Source organism: Paenibacillus sp. FSL k6-2145 (assembly GCF_037976585.1).
Lineage (GTDB): Bacteria > Bacillota > Bacilli > Paenibacillales > Paenibacillaceae > Paenibacillus.
Map to the genome: position 1 here is coordinate 6,570,458 of NZ_CP150267.1, position 18,370 is coordinate 6,588,827.

Annotated in this window: 23 protein-coding genes; 1 reads left to right on the forward strand and 22 read right to left on the reverse strand. The window is 47.0% G+C overall.

Features of this window, described 5'->3' with window-relative positions:
- From bshB1 to NZ043_RS29020, 5 genes are all read right to left on the reverse strand, one after another.
- On the reverse strand, nucleotides 1-699 hold the full coding sequence (bshB1, locus tag NZ043_RS29000; RefSeq protein WP_091028969.1) for a bacillithiol biosynthesis deacetylase BshB1: 699 nt from the start codon (nucleotides 697-699) through the stop codon (nucleotides 1-3).
- Nucleotides 696-1,136 carry a methylglyoxal synthase gene (gene mgsA, locus NZ043_RS29005; RefSeq protein ID WP_091028967.1) on the reverse strand — a complete coding sequence of 147 codons (441 nt, stop codon included), beginning with the start codon at nucleotides 1,134-1,136 and terminating at the stop codon, nucleotides 696-698. The genes bshB1 and mgsA overlap by 4 nt, the downstream gene beginning before the upstream one ends.
- An 11-nt stretch (nucleotides 1,137-1,147) precedes the next feature.
- The gene (dapB, locus tag NZ043_RS29010) at nucleotides 1,148-1,951 is read right to left on the reverse strand and encodes a 4-hydroxy-tetrahydrodipicolinate reductase (protein ID WP_017687734.1); all 804 of its coding nucleotides are present in this window, start codon (nucleotides 1,949-1,951) and stop codon (nucleotides 1,148-1,150) included.
- An 80-nt stretch (nucleotides 1,952-2,031) separates the two neighbouring features.
- Nucleotides 2,032-2,556 carry a tetratricopeptide repeat protein gene (locus NZ043_RS29015; RefSeq protein WP_339309907.1) on the reverse strand — a complete coding sequence of 175 codons (525 nt, stop codon included), beginning with the start codon at nucleotides 2,554-2,556 and terminating at the stop codon, nucleotides 2,032-2,034.
- 50 nt (nucleotides 2,557-2,606) lie between these two features.
- Entirely contained in the window at nucleotides 2,607-2,936 is a 330-nt protein-coding gene (locus NZ043_RS29020) for a nucleotide pyrophosphohydrolase (protein ID WP_017687732.1), read from the reverse strand.
- 172 nt (nucleotides 2,937-3,108) lie between these two features.
- Here NZ043_RS29020 and NZ043_RS29025 point away from each other — a divergent pair, with 172 nt between their 5' ends.
- Nucleotides 3,109-3,978 (forward strand): YitT family protein, encoded by an 870-nt coding sequence (locus NZ043_RS29025; protein WP_036607636.1) that lies wholly within the window; start codon nucleotides 3,109-3,111, stop codon nucleotides 3,976-3,978.
- Nucleotides 3,979-4,101: 123 nt separating this feature from the next.
- Here NZ043_RS29025 and NZ043_RS29030 read toward each other — a convergent pair whose 3' ends face one another.
- The 17 genes from NZ043_RS29030 to NZ043_RS29110 all read right to left on the reverse strand — a co-directional run bounded on the left by NZ043_RS29030 (nucleotide 4,102) and on the right by NZ043_RS29110 (nucleotide 18,365).
- Nucleotides 4,102-4,971, reverse strand: coding sequence for a sporulation protein YpjB (locus NZ043_RS29030; RefSeq protein ID WP_289389661.1), 870 nt, complete (start codon nucleotides 4,969-4,971; stop codon nucleotides 4,102-4,104).
- A gap of 66 nt (nucleotides 4,972-5,037) precedes the next feature.
- Complete coding sequence (locus tag NZ043_RS29035) at nucleotides 5,038-5,664, reverse strand: DUF1405 domain-containing protein (RefSeq protein WP_091028961.1); 627 nt, start codon at nucleotides 5,662-5,664, stop codon at nucleotides 5,038-5,040.
- A 111-nt stretch (nucleotides 5,665-5,775) separates the two neighbouring features.
- Nucleotides 5,776-6,660, reverse strand: coding sequence for a menaquinol-cytochrome c reductase cytochrome b/c subunit (locus NZ043_RS29040; RefSeq protein WP_091018012.1), 885 nt, complete (start codon nucleotides 6,658-6,660; stop codon nucleotides 5,776-5,778).
- A 21-nt stretch (nucleotides 6,661-6,681) separates the two neighbouring features.
- Nucleotides 6,682-7,353 carry a cytochrome b6 gene (locus NZ043_RS29045; protein WP_017687726.1) on the reverse strand — a complete coding sequence of 224 codons (672 nt, stop codon included), beginning with the start codon at nucleotides 7,351-7,353 and terminating at the stop codon, nucleotides 6,682-6,684.
- Nucleotides 7,354-7,368: 15 nt separating this feature from the next.
- The gene (locus NZ043_RS29050; protein ID WP_017687725.1) at nucleotides 7,369-7,911 is read right to left on the reverse strand and encodes a ubiquinol-cytochrome c reductase iron-sulfur subunit; all 543 of its coding nucleotides are present in this window, start codon (nucleotides 7,909-7,911) and stop codon (nucleotides 7,369-7,371) included.
- Nucleotides 7,912-8,103: 192 nt separating this feature from the next.
- Nucleotides 8,104-8,526 carry a DUF2487 family protein gene (locus tag NZ043_RS29055; protein WP_133385334.1) on the reverse strand — a complete coding sequence of 141 codons (423 nt, stop codon included), beginning with the start codon at nucleotides 8,524-8,526 and terminating at the stop codon, nucleotides 8,104-8,106.
- Between the two features lie 152 nt (nucleotides 8,527-8,678).
- Nucleotides 8,679-8,858 carry an IDEAL domain-containing protein gene (locus tag NZ043_RS29060; RefSeq protein WP_017687723.1) on the reverse strand — a complete coding sequence of 60 codons (180 nt, stop codon included), beginning with the start codon at nucleotides 8,856-8,858 and terminating at the stop codon, nucleotides 8,679-8,681.
- Between the two features lie 23 nt (nucleotides 8,859-8,881).
- Entirely contained in the window at nucleotides 8,882-9,388 is a 507-nt protein-coding gene (locus tag NZ043_RS29065; RefSeq protein WP_091028957.1) for a gamma carbonic anhydrase family protein, read from the reverse strand.
- A gap of 47 nt (nucleotides 9,389-9,435) precedes the next feature.
- Complete coding sequence (locus NZ043_RS29070) at nucleotides 9,436-10,554, reverse strand: hypothetical protein (protein WP_339309908.1); 1,119 nt, start codon at nucleotides 10,552-10,554, stop codon at nucleotides 9,436-9,438.
- A gap of 234 nt (nucleotides 10,555-10,788) precedes the next feature.
- Complete coding sequence (locus NZ043_RS29075) at nucleotides 10,789-11,388, reverse strand: histidine phosphatase family protein (RefSeq protein ID WP_091028954.1); 600 nt, start codon at nucleotides 11,386-11,388, stop codon at nucleotides 10,789-10,791.
- A gap of 43 nt (nucleotides 11,389-11,431) precedes the next feature.
- Nucleotides 11,432-12,067: a zf-HC2 domain-containing protein gene (locus NZ043_RS29080; protein ID WP_249912244.1), complete on the reverse strand. Its 636-nt coding sequence runs from the start codon at nucleotides 12,065-12,067 to the stop codon at nucleotides 11,432-11,434.
- Entirely contained in the window at nucleotides 12,064-12,657 is a 594-nt protein-coding gene (locus NZ043_RS29085; protein WP_062835180.1) for a sigma-70 family RNA polymerase sigma factor, read from the reverse strand. The genes NZ043_RS29080 and NZ043_RS29085 overlap by 4 nt, the downstream gene beginning before the upstream one ends.
- Before the next feature lie 699 nt (nucleotides 12,658-13,356).
- Nucleotides 13,357-14,451 (reverse strand): prephenate dehydrogenase, encoded by a 1,095-nt coding sequence (locus tag NZ043_RS29090; protein ID WP_091028950.1) that lies wholly within the window; start codon nucleotides 14,449-14,451, stop codon nucleotides 13,357-13,359.
- Between the two features lie 26 nt (nucleotides 14,452-14,477).
- Nucleotides 14,478-15,578 carry a histidinol-phosphate transaminase gene (gene hisC / locus NZ043_RS29095; RefSeq protein ID WP_133385337.1) on the reverse strand — a complete coding sequence of 367 codons (1,101 nt, stop codon included), beginning with the start codon at nucleotides 15,576-15,578 and terminating at the stop codon, nucleotides 14,478-14,480.
- 86 nt (nucleotides 15,579-15,664) lie between these two features.
- Nucleotides 15,665-16,471 carry a tryptophan synthase subunit alpha gene (trpA, locus tag NZ043_RS29100; protein WP_339309909.1) on the reverse strand — a complete coding sequence of 269 codons (807 nt, stop codon included), beginning with the start codon at nucleotides 16,469-16,471 and terminating at the stop codon, nucleotides 15,665-15,667.
- Nucleotides 16,468-17,667: a tryptophan synthase subunit beta gene (gene trpB, locus NZ043_RS29105; RefSeq protein ID WP_017687714.1), complete on the reverse strand. Its 1,200-nt coding sequence runs from the start codon at nucleotides 17,665-17,667 to the stop codon at nucleotides 16,468-16,470. The genes trpA and trpB overlap by 4 nt, the downstream gene beginning before the upstream one ends.
- Entirely contained in the window at nucleotides 17,664-18,365 is a 702-nt protein-coding gene (locus NZ043_RS29110) for a phosphoribosylanthranilate isomerase (RefSeq protein WP_091034832.1), read from the reverse strand. Before NZ043_RS29110 ends, trpB begins: the two co-directional genes overlap by 4 nt.
- Between the last annotated feature and the right edge of the window lie 5 nt (nucleotides 18,366-18,370).

Genomic DNA, 18,370 nt, shown 5'->3' on the forward strand with positions numbered 1-18,370 from the left:
TTATTGGGCACCCGAGCCAAATTGATGAACCACGTAAGGTGTAATTGTAGCAAAACCTTCTGCAAACGGGATGAGACTGCGTTGTCCGAGCAAGGAATCACGGGCTCTTACACGTTCGATATACCCTTGATTCAATGGCGTCGAGACCGCTCCGTCTCCCAGTTCGAATTGGGAACGATAAGAGAGCAATGAGGCTTCTTTTTGCTCATAGTGTTCCGTAATATCGACAATCAAATCCGTAGGCCCGATGTCATTAATAAAGTAAAAATAAAGTTCCTTCACCTGCACGGCAGGCATGTCCGGCATATAGTTGCGAAGCTTGGCGTTAAATACAGCCTCCTGCACAAGCTTACTGCAATTGACGTGATCCGGATGACGATCTTCCCAATACGGAGCAAACACCATCCGAGGGGCATGACGCCGTATCTCAGCCGTCACCGCCTGTACATGGTCAGGCGTAAGATACAAGCCACGATCAGGAAGCCCCAGATTCGTTCGACACGAAAGACCGAGGACGCGGGAGGCTTGCTCCGCTTCCTCGGTTCTGCGCTCTACTGTTCCGTTGGAAGACATCTCAGCACGAGTCAGATCACACACGCCTACTTTCAAGCCAGCAGCGGTATGTTTGGCAATCGTTCCACCCATACCAATCTCCGCATCGTCTGCATGTGCTCCAAAGATGAGAATATCCAGACTCATTCGGTATCACCCGAATTCAATCCAGCCTCCGGCTTGTATTTATGTACCAGCTCTCTCCAGGCAAAATCACCACGATCCAGAGCCTTAACCAGAATCTCAGCGGTTGCGATATTGGTGGCAAGTGGAATTCCCTGCACATCACAAAGACGCAGCAACGCATTAATATCCGGCTCGTGAGGTTGTGCCATCAGTGGATCACGCAAGAAAATAATCAGATCCATCTCATTTTGCGCAACCAAAGCTCCAATCTGCTGATCTCCGCCCAGTGGGCCTGATTCGAATCGATGAATCTTCAGCGACGTTCCTTCCATAATACGAAGGCCTGTTGTTCCTGTAGAATACAATTGATGGTCCGTAAAAACAGGCTCATATGCCGTCACGAAGTTAACCATCTCTTCTTTTTTACGATCATGGGCGATAAATGCTATTTTCAACATGACAATCTCCTTTAGTCGATAAAGTGGTCAAATCCGTAGATCATTCCTGTATATTCCATAACCTTTTGCACACCAATCTTAACACCAGGCATATAACCTGCGCGCTCATAGGAGTCATGCCGAATTTTGAGTGACTGTCCATAGTCTCCGAAAACAACTTCCTGCTGCGCGAATACGCCAGGCAATCGTACACTGTGAATTCGGAAGCCGTTGTAATAACCGCCGCGTGATCCTTCAATGGTTTCTTCCTCATTCGGGTTACCCTGACGAAGTTCTTCCCGATTGGCAGCAATCAGTTCAGCAGTTTTGATCGCTGTTCCAGAAGGAGCATCCAGCTTCTGATCCCCGTGATATTCGATAATCTCCACATTTGGCATATGTTTGGCAGCCTGTGCTGCGAATCGCATCATCAAAATGGCACCGATCGAGAAGTTAGGGGCAATAAGCCCTCCAATTCCTTTGTCCTGACATTGCTTGTCCAACTGTTCAATCTGCTCCGGCGTAAAGCCGGTAACACCCATGACAGGTCTGACTCCATGACGGATCGCGATCTCGGTATGTGTAAAAGCATATTGCGGCACTGTAAAATCAACCATAACCTGCGGTTTTGTTTCGGCAAAAGCCATTTCGATATCATCAGTCACCAGCACCCCACACTCTGGTAAACCAACAAGGGTTCCTGCATCCGTGCCTGCTCCGGAGCGGTTGACAGCCGCTGCAAGCTCCAATTCCGGGTCCTGAAGTACCAATTTCACAACTTCACGGCCCATACGGCCAGCCGCTCCGATCACGGCAACTCTGATTACTTCACTCATATTGACTGCATCTCCTCGCTATGTTGGATCATATCGTAGAATCCATTTCAACTCGAAAGAAATCTTTGTAAAATGAATTCTTATTGAATGGATTTCATACGTTGCTTGATTTCCTGTAACATCTGATGCAGTTGCCCATTCTGCGGGTCCAGCAAAATTGCCTCACGCAGCGCCTGAATTGCATATTCAAATTCATTCAAATCACTGTAAGCCAGGGCAAGCATAACATGAGCTTCCACTGAGAGCGGATCAAGTTTGACCGCTTCTTGCAGAAGCGTAGACGCTTCCACATACCGCTCCTGTGTTGCAATACCCGCCTGCTCCAACAGCAACTTCGCTCTGGAGGTCAACTCTTTTGCTTCCAACGTCTGCAGATGCAAGATATACTCTTCTGTTCCTGGCGACAATTCAACCGCCTTACGTGCATATTCAAGCGCTGGAACCAGATGTTTGCTGCGGGCGTGTGTAATGGAACAGCGATAATATAACTCCGCATGTTTTGGATGAGCGCGAATGGCTGACTCGAACCAACGAATCGCCTGCTCAAAATCATTTTGCAATATACAGCGGTAAGCCTGCTGCATATATTCTTCCGGTTTCATCATTAAGCTGACCCTCCCCGATCGGGTGATGGTACAGCATATGTAATCTACGCCTAATCGGTGTTTTTGGGAGTCCACCGATTGGCATCGCGGGTGTTAAATTTATGCATGACTTTATCGTGCGCCTCAGCCAGATCAATTCCCAGTGAGTTCGCAAAACAAATCGTGATAAATAAAATATCTCCAAGCTCAAGTTCAATGGAATTGGCTGCTTCGGAAGATTTCTTCGGCTTTTCGCCGAACTCATGATTCACTTCCCTGGCGAGCTCTCCAACCTCTTCAGACATCCGGGCCAACATGGCCAGAGGACTGAAATACCCCTCCTTGAACTGGGAGATATACTGATCAACCTCACGCTGCATTTCTGCGATGCTTTTCTCCATGAGAACGGATTCTCCTTTAGAAATGATGTCGTATTTGTTCCTAATAATATCAGTTATTTAGATTCACTTCCACCATCATCAGCGACAAATCATTTTTAAAGAATCAATAAACAGGTATACTAGATGGGAATGATTGCTTCTTCATTCTAATTTATCTACAGCGAGGGATCTTATGAGCACTGCCAAAACCTGGATTCAAGTTAAACTGGTTCTTCCCATCGTGCTGGGTACAGCCTTATATGCCTTTGGGCTCCTCTATTTCATAATCCCCAACCAGCTTATGGAAGGTGGCCTCACCGGGGTTACGGTGCTGATCAATTACGCTTTTGGCATCTCACCTTCACTTACAACCTTAATTCTGAATGTTCCTCTCTTTCTGATCGGGCTCAAAATTTTGGGCGGCAGACAGATGATCTATACGGGTATCGGAATCGGGGCACTGACCGTTTTTCTATGGTTGTTTGAGAAGTTGATTCATCTGGGGTGGATTGAACCATTACATACCGAGAATGACCTCCTGCTCGCAGCCCTATATGCAGGTGTCACCCTAGGAGCCGGCCTTGGCATTGTATTTCGTTGGGGCGGAACGACGGGCGGTTCGGACATCATTGCCCGTATTCTCAACCGCAAGTATGGATGGAGTATGGGCCGAGTATTACTGGGCATCGACTTCGTCATTATCGGGCTCTCTCTCATCTACATCCCCAAAGAAAAAATTCTGTATACGCTCGTAGCTGTATTCATAGCCTCCAAAGTCATCGACTTTATTCAGGAAGGTGCATATTCTGCCCGGGCATTTATGATCATTAGTGACCATGCACCCGAGATTGCCGACCAGATCACACGGGATATGGATCGTGGAGTTACCCTTATTCCAGCCATTGGCGCGTACTCTAAACAGGCCAAACACATGGCCTACTGCGTGATCTCCAGGCAAGAGTTCAGGCGACTGCAGACGATTGTACGTTCCATTGACCCCAGAGCATTTGTCATCATCAGCGATGTTCACGATGTACATGGAGAAGGTTTCAAAGAAAGTTGATTCACTATACAGAAACTACAAGAAAACCTCTTTTCGCATGAAGAGCCGTTAAAGTGGCTGTTTATGTGAAAAGAGGTCTTTTTTTATATACCACATATAGACCAGGATCAAATTCATATTCAATTAGCGCCGAAAAGGAAAAATCCCCTGCTGCTGCGCACGATATTTACGATATCCGGCGTAACTTAACGTCGCCACAATGACCGAACTAATGAGCAGCCCGGCTGCCCTGCGATCAGGACCCTGTACAAACGGTACAAAGGCACTCTCGTCCTTCTCGCGACCAAACAACTGGTTCACCAGTTCCTCCCCATGGCCCACCATGTTCTTTAATTGAGCCAGATCAGGTTGCTTGGCAGCGGTAAGCCCTTTGGTATGAGATAACCAGGCGTCCATCTGAGCAATCTCATAAGGTTCACGGCGAATCAGCGCGGCAGGACGAATCGTCTCATAATGCTCCTCCAGAACGGTGTAGCGGTTTGCAAGTACGGCCGCAGTTTGCCCTTGATTTGTAGCAGCGGATAAAGCGTCCAGATCGTTTTTCACGATTTTATAATACTGAAGCCATAAAGGCTTGGTTGGATTCGCGAGACTATCGGCTGCAAGTCTGAGCTTGGCAGAGGACTGCTGAAGAGAAGCATCGTCATTTTTCACCTTCACAACGGCTTGTTTCACTTCAACAATGGTTTCGGACAAGGCGTGAATGCCCTCAACCGTTGTTTGTCCCTCAAAGGAGATATGCTCCAGACTTTTACTGATACGCAGAATGCTTCCGCGCACTTCTTCAATATTATTCTCGAGCGCCTGACGATACAATATGGCTGCTTCCTCATTCAGTTGTGCAATTGAATTGCTTGTGGACACTTGTTGATCTGAATTCGAATTCAATGCTTCACTTTGCGCGGATACACGATATGCTAAGTTCGTCCAAAGCAGCAGAGCTATGAACGATACCACCAATAAGCCAGTTTTGATCCCAAACGTTCTCTTCATGGACATCCCTCCCACCACCAATGTATGGCGGGGGACAGTCCGTTAGAACAAGCTCAAGATCGGATATCAGGTTCGTCTCGCTTGTCTTAAGGCCAACCATGCGCACAGAATGCTTACCAGTGTCAGTCCGAATGTGAAATTACGCACACCATCTACATGATCATAGAGGGAAGCGGGTAACCAAGGGTAAATATCATATGTATAATCCATCGTATCGTTTAACAACGTCCAGAGACCTGCAACGACAAGGGAAGCCCAGCGGAAGCCGAAAAAACGTACATAAATAAGAGCTTCAATGGCCATTGCACTATGCGAAGCAATCAACATCCAATCTTGCCAGTGCTGTGTACCGCCTTGCATCCATCCAGCGAATATAATGGACACGGCCCACAAGCCATATTTCACAGATGTGACTACGGCAAGCGCCTGAATCACATGTCCGATCCGTTTGATAATGATGGACCGAGGTGGGTACAAAACCCATAACAACGCTAAAGTAAAAAACAAACTCGCTGTTGGACTATCTGGCACAAATACGATCTGCCACACCGGCTGCTCAGCCAGCGTCAATTTCATTTGCTCTCCATACCAGATGTATCCGTATACCGTTCCTACCGCATTACACCAAAATAATAGCCACAGGAAATAACGATTGGTCAGAAATTCCCTACTCCAGAAATACGATAAAGCCACATTCCCTGCCCCTTCCTTCATCATATATTGTGCACGATACAGTGCTGTCCAAAAAAACACTTCAAAAAACCTGACCGCATAAACGATCAGGTTTCATTGGTTATTTCGATTTTACTGTTCTGCTTTCTGTTTCGCAAGCCATTCGGTCAGATGAGTGATCTCTTCATCTGTGACGCCTTGAGCAATCGCTTGATCGTACATCGCAGGCATCTCGTTATAACCTTCTTTAATAATGGTCAGAATCTCTTCCTGGCTGTGCTTGTCACCCACGCCCCGAAGTGACGGTCCACTTGCACCCTTCATATCAGCCGCATGGCAACCGATACATCCAGCCTTTTTGTACGTTTCCATTGCAGGATCATCCTGTTCCACGATCGCAACTTCCTCTTGCTGTCCAGGTGCATTGGAAACGGGTGGGAGCCCCTGTTCACGCCTCTCCAGCGCTTCTTCTTCACGTTGAATATGTTCAGGCTTCTGTCCACTTGCTTCCAACTCATGCTCGTAGTGAGTCCACGCTACATTTGTCAGGTAGAATACAGAAATGACCGACAAAATCATCAGTGATGAAGCAATTGGGCGTTTATAGAAACGCCGCTCCTTGCCTGTATCCAGGAATGGTGCCAGCAGCAAAGCTCCAAAAGCGACTCCGCTGACCCCCAGTACCCCGAGCAGAACGTAATCGCCCGATGCGTATGGATACTTCAAGTACTGATACAGAAAAAGGAAGTACCAGTCCGGCATAGGAATTACGGATGCGCTCGGATTGGCCGGATACCCCAAAGGTGCAGGTTCTGAGATCGTTAGTACCAGAATCCCCACCAATACAACGACCCCAACCATCCATTCTTTCAGCAGGAAGTTGGGAATAAATGCTTCTGATTTGCCGGGATACGCCGTGTAATCGGGCGGGGTAATGAATCCCGCCCCTTTACGGACCCGTGAATCACCGACAAAGATAACCTTTTCCTCATCATCCTTCTTATGTCCGTGAGCCATTGCGATTCCTCCCTTCTCAGTTTATAGTGGTCCCGAAATGCCCTGTCTGCGGATCATGATAAAGTGTCCGACCAGAAGCACCAGAAGCACAGCGGGGAGGAAGAATACGTGCAGGGCAAAGAATCGGGTTAGTGTCTGTGCACCGACAATCGTGCCGCCTTGCAGGAATTCTTTAATAATCGGTCCCAGCCAAGGAACCGTATTGGCAATCTCCAGTGTTACTTTTGTTGCAAAATAGGCTTTGTTATCCCATGGCAACAAGTACCCTGTCAGCCCCAGGCCCAACATGACGAAAAAGATCAGCATGCCTACAACCCAGTTCATTTCACGCGGTGCCTTGTAAGAGCCTGTAAAGAACACACGCATCGTATGTAAGAACATCATTACGATAACCAGACTGGCTCCCCAGTGGTGCATGCCGCGAACAATTTGGCCGAAGGCTACTTTGGTCTGCAGGTACTCCACACTTGCGTAGGCATTGATAATATCAGGTACATAATACATGGTCAGGAACATGCCTGACAGAATCTGAATAACAGTAATAAAGAACGTCAAGCCACCAAAGCAGTACACGAATGCGGAAAAGTGATGAGCCGGATTTACATGCTCTGGAACTTCATGATCCGCAACGTCCCGCCAGATTGGCGTGATGTCAAGACGCTCGTCAATCCAGTCATAGACATTTTTAAACATCTGCGTTCACGCCTCCTAATTCACTCGGGTGTTCGGAACAATGTCGCCCAGATATACCCAACCCTGCTCTTCCTTGACTACGTACTCATCCAGCGGTTTGGGGGCTACGGCAAGATTCTTCCCTTCCTTGTCATAGTGCGCGCCATGGCAGGGGCAATGATACTCGTCAGGGTATTGCTTGTCACTATTCCAGCCTACTGTACATCCCAGATGTTTACAGATAGGTGAGAGTGCATAAATTTTACCCTGCTCGTCTTTGCGAATCCACGCCACTAACGATGCATTACTCAGATACCAACCATCCTGTTGTTTAAGTTCAAAGGTGAATTCTTGAGGCTCATTCGTAATTTTGCTGATTTCAGCTACTTTGACAGAGGTGCCCTCTCCCTTATGTTGCAAAATCGGGTCCACCGCAAAACGGACCATAGGAAGGATTGCACCGGCGGCCATGTAGGCTGTAGCTCCACCAAGCGTGTAAGTCAAAAACTGCCTGCGTGACATCTCCATGCGGCTTGGCAATTTCAATGAAGCTTCGTGGTGGTCATGCTCACTGCTCATACTGTCTCCAACCCCCTTTTTCAGCCAACTCTCTCAAACGTTTTCATTTTCATAAATTCCACGACTTACTAGAACATACATAATCATATAGTAGCCCTAGAACACCGTCAAGAATTTGTCACACATTTTTAAGGTTCAATTGTAAGCGTTATTAAAAAATTGTTGGTAAATTGTCACATTTGTCGCCAAAAACTATTTTTTCCACAACTCTCGTATCTTTTCCCCTATGAATCTCGCAATCCCCTCTTCTCCGACCTCATGAGTTAACACGGACCGACTCAAAATCAGATCAGCAGATGGAATGTCCACGCCATCCAAATGACCATCTGATGACATAATAACCACATATTTGAATCCTGAGGATTTAAGCTGTGCGGACAAGGAATTTAATGTCATTGACAATTCCGAATTAGCATAATGAAAGGCTGGATAAGTCATGATTCTCCCTTTGAAAGGAATTTCGACCAGATCCAGAAAATCTCGCAGCCGCTCCAATGCCTCGGTAGCTTCAACTGGCGACTGCTCACCGCTAAGAGCTGTGTATGGAATAAGGCATGTATCCAGATAGAGTTGCAGTTCAGCCCAGCTGTCTTGAGTCATCTCACTGAATTTCAATTCCCTATATCCCCTCTCTATCCATTTTATTCCCATATTATATATGACCATATCTTATAAATCCAGACATTCATTTCAGAATTACACATATCAAAAAAGGAAATACGCCTCTGCGCATTCCCTTTTATCTCAGAAAGGATATATTTCGCCTATCAGTTTATGGTCCTCAGTTCATCCGTCAGACTCCGGAAAGCTACTTCGTCTCCGGTAGCTAACGCTTTATCGATTTCCAAATAGAGCTTCTCGCTGCGCTGTTTGCGAAGCGCTTCGTCCCACACCATCTCAGCTGCCAGCCCCAACATGACTTCATACGTAACTTTCATTTTATCCAATAGGATGCACCTCCAAAACGGATTTAAGAGCTCCTATATTCTTTTCCTTTGGTAACATAACCCAGTGAAGTTCTGGACATCCGCTCCAGATCGGCATCTGTCAGCTCACGTATCACTTTGGCAGGTGTCCCCAAAGCAAGAGTATAGGGCGGAATCTTACTATTCTCAGTAACAACAGAACCGGCTCCAATCAGCGTATATTCGCCAATGTCGGCTCCATTCAGCAGAATGGCTCCCATGCCGATTAATGATCCTGTTCCAATACAACAACCATGAATGATCGCTGTATGTCCTACTGAAACATCATCTCCCACAATTAAAGGTTGATCAGTATTGACATGCCCGACAACGTTATCTTGAATATTACAGCGCTTTCCAATGATAATAGGAGCCAAATCAGCCCGCAGGACTGCATTGAACCAGACGGAAGACTCTTCTCCCATTCTCAAATCACCGATCAGTTTTGCACCCTCAGCCATATATACCGAAGAGTGTAACTGAGGTTGTAAACCTTTGTATGGAATTATCATTATTATTATCACTCCTTAATTTGGGAGTGATTTTAGCAACTTGTCCTTCACTTGTCAAACATAATAGGTGTAATGTCTCCTGAGATGGAGCGACAGGATGCAGCAAGACGCGTGCCCCAGGCTGTCATTTGTATAGACCGACCTTCCTCATGTTCCCCAATACGGACCATGCCAAGATGCAACATCATTTTAACAATTCTGTTATCATAGATGGCCGCGGCCGTATCATAATAGAACGGCTGAATGAATGGACCGATCTGACGAAACAGCGACTCGGCGGTTGACCATTCTTGGGCACATTCGCCTGTCCAGTACACAATAGAGGACAGATTGGGAATAGCACCTTTATACAATCTTAACCAAAACCTAAATAGCTGTATCATTTCGGCTGTTTTCTCTGCCCCCAGCTTGTCTTCTCCAGCTGGTGACAGCTTCAGCGTGCCTTGCTCCTCACGAACCAGCCGATGGTGAAATGCATAGTCGTAGAGAAGTGCGAAACGATCCGGGTAATCCTTGAAGGAACGGCCATATCCGAATCTCCATCCACCTTTGCCCACCAATTCCTCACTAATGTGCAGATGCTCCATAATCTGCTGTTGAGAGCGACGATACATCATGCCTTCAGCGTTAAGGGCAATCTCGTGCTGCTGGACAAACTGCAGGAACAACTTGAGATCATCCGCTAAGAGATGATATTCATCCCGATACATGGGTGGTTCCGTTGTTTTGGTAATCCCTGCTCGCAGATGTGTGGATAACACATCCCTGAATCTTAATTTCAGATCCTGGGGTACCTGATACAAATACCTGGTCTGCTGCGTTGTCCCATTGAACAACCATCCACTCTTATTAAAGCGAACGATGAGATCACGTGGACTCGCGCCAGCCTCACTCTCCTTTTTGTCCATCGATTGACGGGCTATGGCAATGAGTTCTTCCATACCATAATACTGGCGAGGATCAAACAACAAGTTGTTCAAAAAGCGCTGATCTGCTTGTTTCAGTTGACGTACCTGCTGCTCAAAAAAGGGTCTGCTGCCCAATGTAGTGAGAATACTCTGGATGAGTTCATGTTTGGAATTGGGCTTGCATTCACATTGGTAATAGTCTGCTATTCGATTAAGCTGGCCAATATCGGCAAAAGTAAGCATATCCGCTAGATTCATGGGTCCATCGCCTCGCCCGTTAACTACTTCGACTGCTGATTAGGAGCCTGAAATAGTTTGGTTTTGTAAACATCGTTGACGGAATTCCCATAATCTAAACCTCTTTTTGGAAATCTTTTATGTTTTAAACCATACTATGCCCCAAGTTGGTCAATCAGAAGAAAAATGAGAGGTTTGAAATCATATAAAGTCTTTATTTCCCCATAAAATGCAAAAAAAACAACCCAAGTTGGATTACTCAGGTTGTTTCGCAGTGTCCAAAGACAGATGTCGTGTGCAATTATATAACAGCGGACTCCAGTCATCACGTTCCTTTTCCAGGATCGTCAGTGACAGGTTTCCAATCCGTTCTGTATACCGATCTTTAAACAAGGCTGTTAACAGGTTGGCCAAGAAAGCTCCGTGAGTGACAATGAGCACGGCTTGGTCCGGATAGGCAGACCATAGATCTTCCAGAAACGCCAGTGCACGAATCTGGATATCCGCTATCTGCTCCTGTCCCAAGTCCAATGTCTCCCAGGATTTGCCCCAACGGGCAACCCGCTCTTCTGAAGTCAGACCTTCAATCTGACCAAAAGCCCTTTCTTTCAACCGTGCGTCCGGCTCAAGCAAAGGTACATTCAACAGTTTAGAGATAATCTCCCCTGTTTCCTGAGCACGCGATAATCCACTTGTGATGATATAGTCCCATTGGTATTCTTCCGTCAGCAGACGTCTTCCCAGGCGCTCTGCCTGTTCACGACCTTCTCCATTCAGAGGAATATCCGTCTGACCCTGTATACGGCCCGCCGCATTCCAGTCTGTAAGACCGTGACGAATAAGCCCGATTCGCACTTACATCCCTCATTTCTCCACACGGCGAACGAAAGGTTGTTACCTATGCACTCGCACTTTGTTTACGTTTATTCGTTGTTCGATGCATACGTCCAAGAGAAAATAACGCCATTCCTATTGCAAGTAAAGAGAGGGCCATCCAATACTGCGGATAAGCAGGTCCCATGCTCACAACAAAAGGTTCTATGATACTTCCTCTGTCCGCTCCAGTCATGTTGTACTGATACATTCCAGAGGACGATGGTCCGCTTCCGGCAACCCCTGTCTCCAGGATACCCGTAGTAACAACTTTGGTTTGCTCAGCTTCTGATACGTCTGGCTTAAACATTGCCATATACAGAAAGCTGCATAAAAAAATAGCCAGGAACGCGGCAATCCACAAAGACATATGCTTGCGGATCACAGCAGAGAAACGATTAACCTTTGCCTCTTCCGGCAGTAGCCATGGAGACTCCGCATAGATCCGGTCCATAACGTTACGGTTCACTCTCTCTGCTTGTTGTTCTGTCACTGGAACCGGAATGCTGTGCAGCAAGATCTGAGCTTCTTCCCAGACCTCAAACTGCTCGGAGCACTCTCCACAACCAGCGAGATGAGCATGAAATGCAATCCGCTGAGGATGAGTTTCCGGCAAGTCCCAGACCAGTGCAAACAGTTCCTGGGCTTCATTGCAATTCATCGGTTCTTCATCCCTTCATATGGCTCGTACACCGGTTCGAAGAAATAAGGTTCCAATTGAGTTTTTACGCTTGATCTTGCTCTGAATAATAGCGATTTCACAGAACTGACGCTCTGCCCAAGAATATTCGCAATCTCTTGGTAGTCTAGTTGATCATACTCGCGGAGTATAATCGCAGAACGCTGCTTCTCCGGCAAATTGTTAATCGCATCCCTAACCAGCATCACCCGCTCGCTGCGCAGTACAGCATACTCCGGTGCATTCTCCGAAGGAGCAACGGGTACAATCCCGCTCTCTTCAAGTGGGACATTTCCGCTGCGCTGTTTGCGAAGCTCACTCAGTACCGTATTTCTCGCAATGGTATATAACCAGGTTGAGAATGAGGCATCCACCTCACGGAAAGAGTGCAGACTGCGGAACGCCTTATAGAAAGTCTCAGAACAGAGATCTTCCGCAAGCAGCTCCATATTGGAACTTTTCAACATATGATATACGAAAGCCAGTATTTTACGCTGATAACGACTCATCAGCTCGGAATATAACTCCAGGTTACCTTCCTTGATCTCTCGAATCAACTGGGAATCCGTCATTTGAGTGCGACCCCTCCTCGCCCATCCATGTGCTTCTCCCCGTTCGACTCTATCCATGTATTACCGAACAGGCACAAAAAAGTTGCGGTTCTCACCGCATATAAAAAGCGTTCAGCGCCATAACTGGCCTTCCCGCCAAATTCCCCTATGTAATGGCAATTTCCCCAACGTTTCTACATTAACAGTATTTATTGTACAACGGTCTGCATCATCCTGGCAAATCCATTGGTATCCGCAAAACCCGACCTGTCATTCATATGCGGTCATTTTCACGTTCATGACTTCATTTTGAGCCTTTTTGGTAAGCCCTGCTTATATAGACGGACGACATACCGAAAAGGTTACAAAAATGTGATATTTTTTTGATCTAAGGTATCCCTAAAAAAAAGGAGTTATTATCCTGAATTACCGAAAGATATAATTAATTCAAGCAATTTTACTGAAAGTGTTGACAAAATGAAAACGTATACATATAATAAGGGTACAGTATGGTTTCTCTCCACTCCTATCCAATAACTGTATTGCTCCACGTGAGCAATGGCCGCTTTTGTAAGCGGTCTTTTTTTTGTCTTTAAAAAGATATTCATATGTTAATATTTATATAAACCCTGTATAAAATCCTCTTTGATCCGTGTCTGAAAATCAAATAATAACTCCAATATAAACTCACAAAAAAGAGGGCTTTCGCCCTCTCTCGTCTTATATCCACACTTGATAGCCTAAGGAATCCAATAACGTCTTGGCTCGTTCCATATCTTCTTCCTGACGGAAAGACAGACGCATAATGCCCGGCACATCCACCCGGTTTTCGATAATCTCCAAATTGCTCAAGTTGATGTCATTCGCCCCAAGCTCAGTTGCGATCTTACCGATCATACCCGGTGCATCCTGGACATCAGTATACAGATCGAATAACGGCGAAATCATGCCTTTGCGTCGTTCTGGTAATATACTGCGGAACTCGCGGGCCTGACGGAATGCCTCCTCTATACCTTCACCGTTCTTATGCTCCAGCATATCCGTAAAGGCCTTCATCTGGCTATTCCAGTCCTTAAGCAAGCCCAACAGTACATCACGGTTGCTAAGCAAGATATCTCTCCACACAATCGCATCACTGGACGCAATCCGGGTAATATCCCGGAAACCACCTGCAGCCAGCATTTTATACAGTGGATTCGACTCATTATATTCACGCACCTGATTCACCAGCGCAACAGCAATAACATGTGGCAGATGACTAATCGCCCCCACGATGTCATCGTGCAGCAGAGGCTCCACACGCACGATCTGTGCCCGTGTATACGCAAGCAGCTCAGACAGCCTGCTGTAGGCTTCCTCAGGTACATGTTCTGAAGGGGTTAAGACATAGTATGCATTCTCAAACAACACAGCTGAGGCCGCATCTACGCCTGCACGCTCCGACCCCGCCATAGGATGACCACCAATGAAGTAAGCGTCAGTCAACCGCACATGCTCGGCACAAGCGGCAATGGAAGCTTTAGTGCTTCCTACGTCCGTGATGATGCATCCTTTTTTCAATGGCAGCTTGGAGAGCTTTTCGAAATAGGATTCAAGCAAACCTACGGGAACGCACAAAAAAATAAAGTCGGCATCCTCTACCGCTTCTTCCAGAGAGAGCGTAGCATCATCCACTACACCGCTCGCTATGTACTTGTCCTTCAGTTCATCCAAGTGGGCGTAGCCCATCACGGTTACATCTGGCTTGCCTTTGAAGCAGAGCGCCAGTGAACCGCCGATGAGTCCTACACCAATCATTGCAATTTTTAGTTTCATGGGTCCTCACTCTTTCATCGCCAGTATTAAGGGCGTGCTACCGCCTTCTCAGCCAGCGTGTTCTCCAGTGCCGTGACAAATGCACGGTTCTGTTCTGATGTTCCGACGGACACACGAATGTAAGTTGGGTATACGTGGAATCCTGGGCGAACGATAATGCCTTGTTTGAGCAAGGATTGGAACGCAATTGCTGAAGGCATATCCAGGTCAACCATAATGAAATTACCCTGTGAAGGGAAATACGACAATCCGAGCCGTGTAAATTCATTTTGCAGGTAATCCCGATCCGTTGCATTCCGCTTCGAGCACTCTTGAACAAAATCCTGATCCAGTAGTGCAGCGGTTGCCGCAACCTGTCCAAAACGGGAGGTGTTAAACGGTTCACGTACACGGTTAATCAAATCAATAATTTCGGGACGTGCAATGCCGTACCCGATCCGGAGCGAAGCCAAACCGTAAATTTTGGAGAATGTCCGCAGTATGACCAAGTTCGGATACCGTTCGATCAATGGTACGCTCTGCGGGTATGCTTCATCGGTTACGAATTCATAATAAGCTTCGTCCAGTATGACCATCACATGAGCAGGCACACGGTCCATAAAGGCTATAAGCTCCTGCTCGGAGATAATCGTACCTGTCGGATTATTGGGATTACATACCCATACTGCTTTGGTTTTGTCGTTAATTTGCGCGAGCATCGCGCTCAGATCATGCGTGCCATCTTTCAGAGGCACTTCTATGGTCACGGCCCCCTCAATATCTGCATTGCTTTTATATACGGAGAATGTCTGATCTGCCATGATGGTCTCGTCACCCGGCAAGAAGAAAGCTCTTGTGATCAAAGCAATAATCTCATCGGAACCACAACCAAATATTAAGTTGTTCCGTTCAACGCCAAGATGCTTGGCAAGAACTCCCGTCAGCTCAACCGAGCTACCGTCTGGGTATATGCTTATATTAGTCATTTCTCTCGTAATGGCTTCCAGGGCGGCAGGAGAACTGCCGTACGGGTTTTCGTTGGAGGCCAGCTTGATGACTTGTTCAAGCCCCAGTTCGCGTTTCACTTCTTCAATCGGTTTGCCCGGCTGGTACACAGGCAGATTGACAATCTGGGATTTCGGTTTCAACCCGACCGCCTCCTGTTATTGAAATAATGTTAGACACGAATCAGCCTGCACCTCACGTGTCCAAAAGATGTCCTTTCAGGACATCTCTATCCCTTTAATTGTGCCACAAAGTTGCGAATTTGCAACAGTCCCGCTGCACGCGTATCCGGATTTTCAAGCAGAGGAATCGCATCTTCCACCTGACGAACAATGGCACTACCTACCACAACGCCATCGCAGATGCTGGAGAAATGGGCCACCTGCTCATGACTGGAGATACCAAAACCTACCGCTACAGGGAGGTCTGTCAGACTTTTCACCGTCTCAATGAAGCTTTCTACGCCATCAAAGAAAGAAGCTCTCTCTCCGGTTACCCCAAGGGATGATACACAATAGATAAAGCCACTCGCTCCCGTTACAATCCGCTCAATCCGGGCATTAGATGTAGGTGCAACAAGCGGCACCAGATGCACACCAGCACGATTTGCGCGTTCACGCATCTCTTCCGCTTCCTCAATCGGCAGGTCCGGAATGATCATGCCACTAATATCGTGTTTGACCAATTCATCAAAGAATACATCCAGTCCTGTCTGCAATACCGGATTATAATAGGTGAACAGTACAAACGGCAGTTTCACACCTGCCTTACGAGCTTTTGCTGCAGTTTCCATAACAGTACGAATGGTAATTTGGCTTTTCAGCGCACGTTCGGAAGCGCGCTGAATGACTGGTCCATCTGCAAGCGGATCGGAATAGGGAACACCCAATTCCAAAATGTCCGCTCCAGCCTCTTCAAGCTCCTTGATGATATCAATCGTTGTATCCACATCCGGGTCTCCCACGGTTAAGAATGGAATAAGTGCCGTGCGATTCTGTTCCTTCAATTGCTGGAAGGTCTGGTCCATCAGATTCATCCCAAGTCACCTCCCGTGTATTTCATGATCGATTCAACATCCTTGTCTCCACGTCCCGACAGACAAATGACTACAATATCATCTGCTGTAAGTTCAGGCGCCAGTTTGACAACTTGAGCTACCGCATGTGCAGACTCCAGAGCAGGAATGATTCCTTCCGTCCGACATAGGAGTTGCAGGGCATCCAGTGCTTCCTGATCCGTGATCGGTACATATTTTGCCCGTTCAATATCCTTGAGATAGGAATGCTCCGGACCAACACCCGGATAATCAAGTCCGGCCGAGATGGAATGCGCTGGCTGAACCTGTCCATACTCATCCTGCAACAGGTAACTCATAGATCCCTGGAATACACCATGCGTACCTTTGGTCATCGTCGCAGCGTGATACTCGGTTTCGACCCCTTTGCCTGCGGCTTCAACACCAACAAGCTTCACATCCTGATCACCGATAAATGGATAGAACATACCAATCGCATTACTTCCTCCACCAACAGCGGCTACAATTACATCCGGCAAACGTCCTTCGATCTCCTGAATCTGACGACGGGTCTCATCACCAATCACACGTTGGAAATTCCGCACCATCATCGGATATGGATGAGGACCAACCACTGATCCAAGCACATAGAACGTATCCTCCACATTGCTGACCCAGTAGCGAAGCGCTTCATTACCAGCATCCTTCAATGTCCGTGTTCCAGACGTCACCGGAATCACTTCTGCTCCAAGCAGCTTCATCCGAAATACGTTTAACTGCTGACGCTCTGTATCTTCTTCGCCCATAAATACTTTGCATTCCAATCCAAGCAATGCGGCTACGGTAGCCGTTGCAACGCCATGTTGACCTGCACCCGTTTCGGCAATAACTTTCTTTTTGCCCATCCGTTTGGCGAGCAAACCTTGTCCAATCGCATTATTAATTTTGTGCGCGCCTGTATGATTGAGATCTTCACGTTTCAGATAAATTTTCGGTCCGCCCAATCGGCGTGACAATTGCTCTGCATGATACAATGGCGTTTCACGTCCAGAATACTCGCTTAGCAGATAGTTCAGTTCCTTGTTAAATTCCTCATCTTCAGAGAAGTGGCTATATGCCTCCTCCAACTCAATAAGTGCGTTCATTAGTGTCTCAGGTACAAAGCGGCCTCCGAAGTGACCGAAACGCCCGTGTTGATCCGGCAATTGATGTGTCATGCCTGCTTCACCCTTTCTACGAATGCTGTAATTTTGGCCATATCCTTCACACCTTCAGTCTCCACGCCGCTGGATACATCGACGCCGAAAGGTGCATATGTCTGTATTAGTTGTTGTACATTGTCCGGCTGCAACCCTCCTGCAACGAACAGAGCAATTTCGTGACTTTTCGCCCATTCAGCATAGGCAGGGATTCGCTCCCAGGCAAACGTTTTCCCGGAGCCCCCTCCATATAGAGGATCATGGGTATCAAGCAATATCGCATCCACGAATTTATCGTAAGTATCAAGAGCCCTTATGGCTGCATCATCAGCTTCCGGCCCCGTTTCATCTTTGGGAAAAGAAAAAACTTTGAACACTTTGGCATTCCACCGCTGCTTCACCTGCTGGCAAAATTCCGCAGTCTCCTGTCCATGCAGTTGAATAACATCCAGCTGAGCAATCTCCATAATGTGTTCCAGTTCTTCGAGCGTAGGATTCACAAATACACCCGCAAGCTTCGGCCGATCATAGGCAGACCATTCGAACAACACCGTTCTTAATGCAGCAGCCTGCTCGGGTTCGATTCGGCGGCGTGATTTGGCAAAAACAACACCAATGTAATCCACAGGCAAGTTTATCATCGATTTTAGCACTTCAACGTCCTGAAGTCCACATATTTTTACGGCCGCTGGCAGCGGGTTTCTCAGTTCTGACATACTGT

Coding starts and splice junctions, on each gene's coding strand:
- bshB1 (WP_091028969.1), bottom strand. CDS start 699: ATGAGTCTGGATATTCTCATCTTTGGAGCACATGCAGACGATGCGGAG.
- NZ043_RS29030 (WP_289389661.1), bottom strand. CDS start 4,971: ATGAAGAGAACGTTTGGGATCAAAACTGGCTTATTGGTGGTATCGTTC.
- NZ043_RS29110 (WP_091034832.1), bottom strand. CDS start 18,365: ATGTCAGAACTGAGAAACCCGCTGCCAGCGGCCGTAAAAATATGTGGA.
- NZ043_RS29020 (WP_017687732.1), bottom strand. CDS start 2,936: ATGGAGAAAAGCATCGCAGAAATGCAGCGTGAGGTTGATCAGTATATC.
- NZ043_RS29050 (WP_017687725.1), bottom strand. CDS start 7,911: ATGAGCAGTGAGCATGACCACCACGAAGCTTCATTGAAATTGCCAAGC.
- NZ043_RS29045 (WP_017687726.1), bottom strand. CDS start 7,353: ATGTTTAAAAATGTCTATGACTGGATTGACGAGCGTCTTGACATCACG.
- NZ043_RS29070 (WP_339309908.1), bottom strand. CDS start 10,554: ATGAATCTAGCGGATATGCTTACTTTTGCCGATATTGGCCAGCTTAAT.
- dapB (WP_017687734.1), bottom strand. CDS start 1,951: ATGAGTGAAGTAATCAGAGTTGCCGTGATCGGAGCGGCTGGCCGTATG.
- NZ043_RS29015 (WP_339309907.1), bottom strand. CDS start 2,556: ATGATGAAACCGGAAGAATATATGCAGCAGGCTTACCGCTGTATATTG.
- NZ043_RS29080 (WP_249912244.1), bottom strand. CDS start 12,067: ATGAATTGCAATGAAGCCCAGGAACTGTTTGCACTGGTCTGGGACTTG.
- NZ043_RS29085 (WP_062835180.1), bottom strand. CDS start 12,657: ATGACGGATTCCCAGTTGATTCGAGAGATCAAGGAAGGTAACCTGGAG.
- NZ043_RS29090 (WP_091028950.1), bottom strand. CDS start 14,451: ATGAAACTAAAAATTGCAATGATTGGTGTAGGACTCATCGGCGGTTCA.
- NZ043_RS29065 (WP_091028957.1), bottom strand. CDS start 9,388: ATGATAATTCCATACAAAGGTTTACAACCTCAGTTACACTCTTCGGTA.
- mgsA (WP_091028967.1), bottom strand. CDS start 1,136: ATGTTGAAAATAGCATTTATCGCCCATGATCGTAAAAAAGAAGAGATG.
- NZ043_RS29040 (WP_091018012.1), bottom strand. CDS start 6,660: ATGGCTCACGGACATAAGAAGGATGATGAGGAAAAGGTTATCTTTGTC.
- trpB (WP_017687714.1), bottom strand. CDS start 17,667: ATGACACATCAATTGCCGGATCAACACGGGCGTTTCGGTCACTTCGGA.
- trpA (WP_339309909.1), bottom strand. CDS start 16,471: ATGAATCTGATGGACCAGACCTTCCAGCAATTGAAGGAACAGAATCGC.
- NZ043_RS29025 (WP_036607636.1), top strand. CDS start 3,109: ATGAGCACTGCCAAAACCTGGATTCAAGTTAAACTGGTTCTTCCCATC.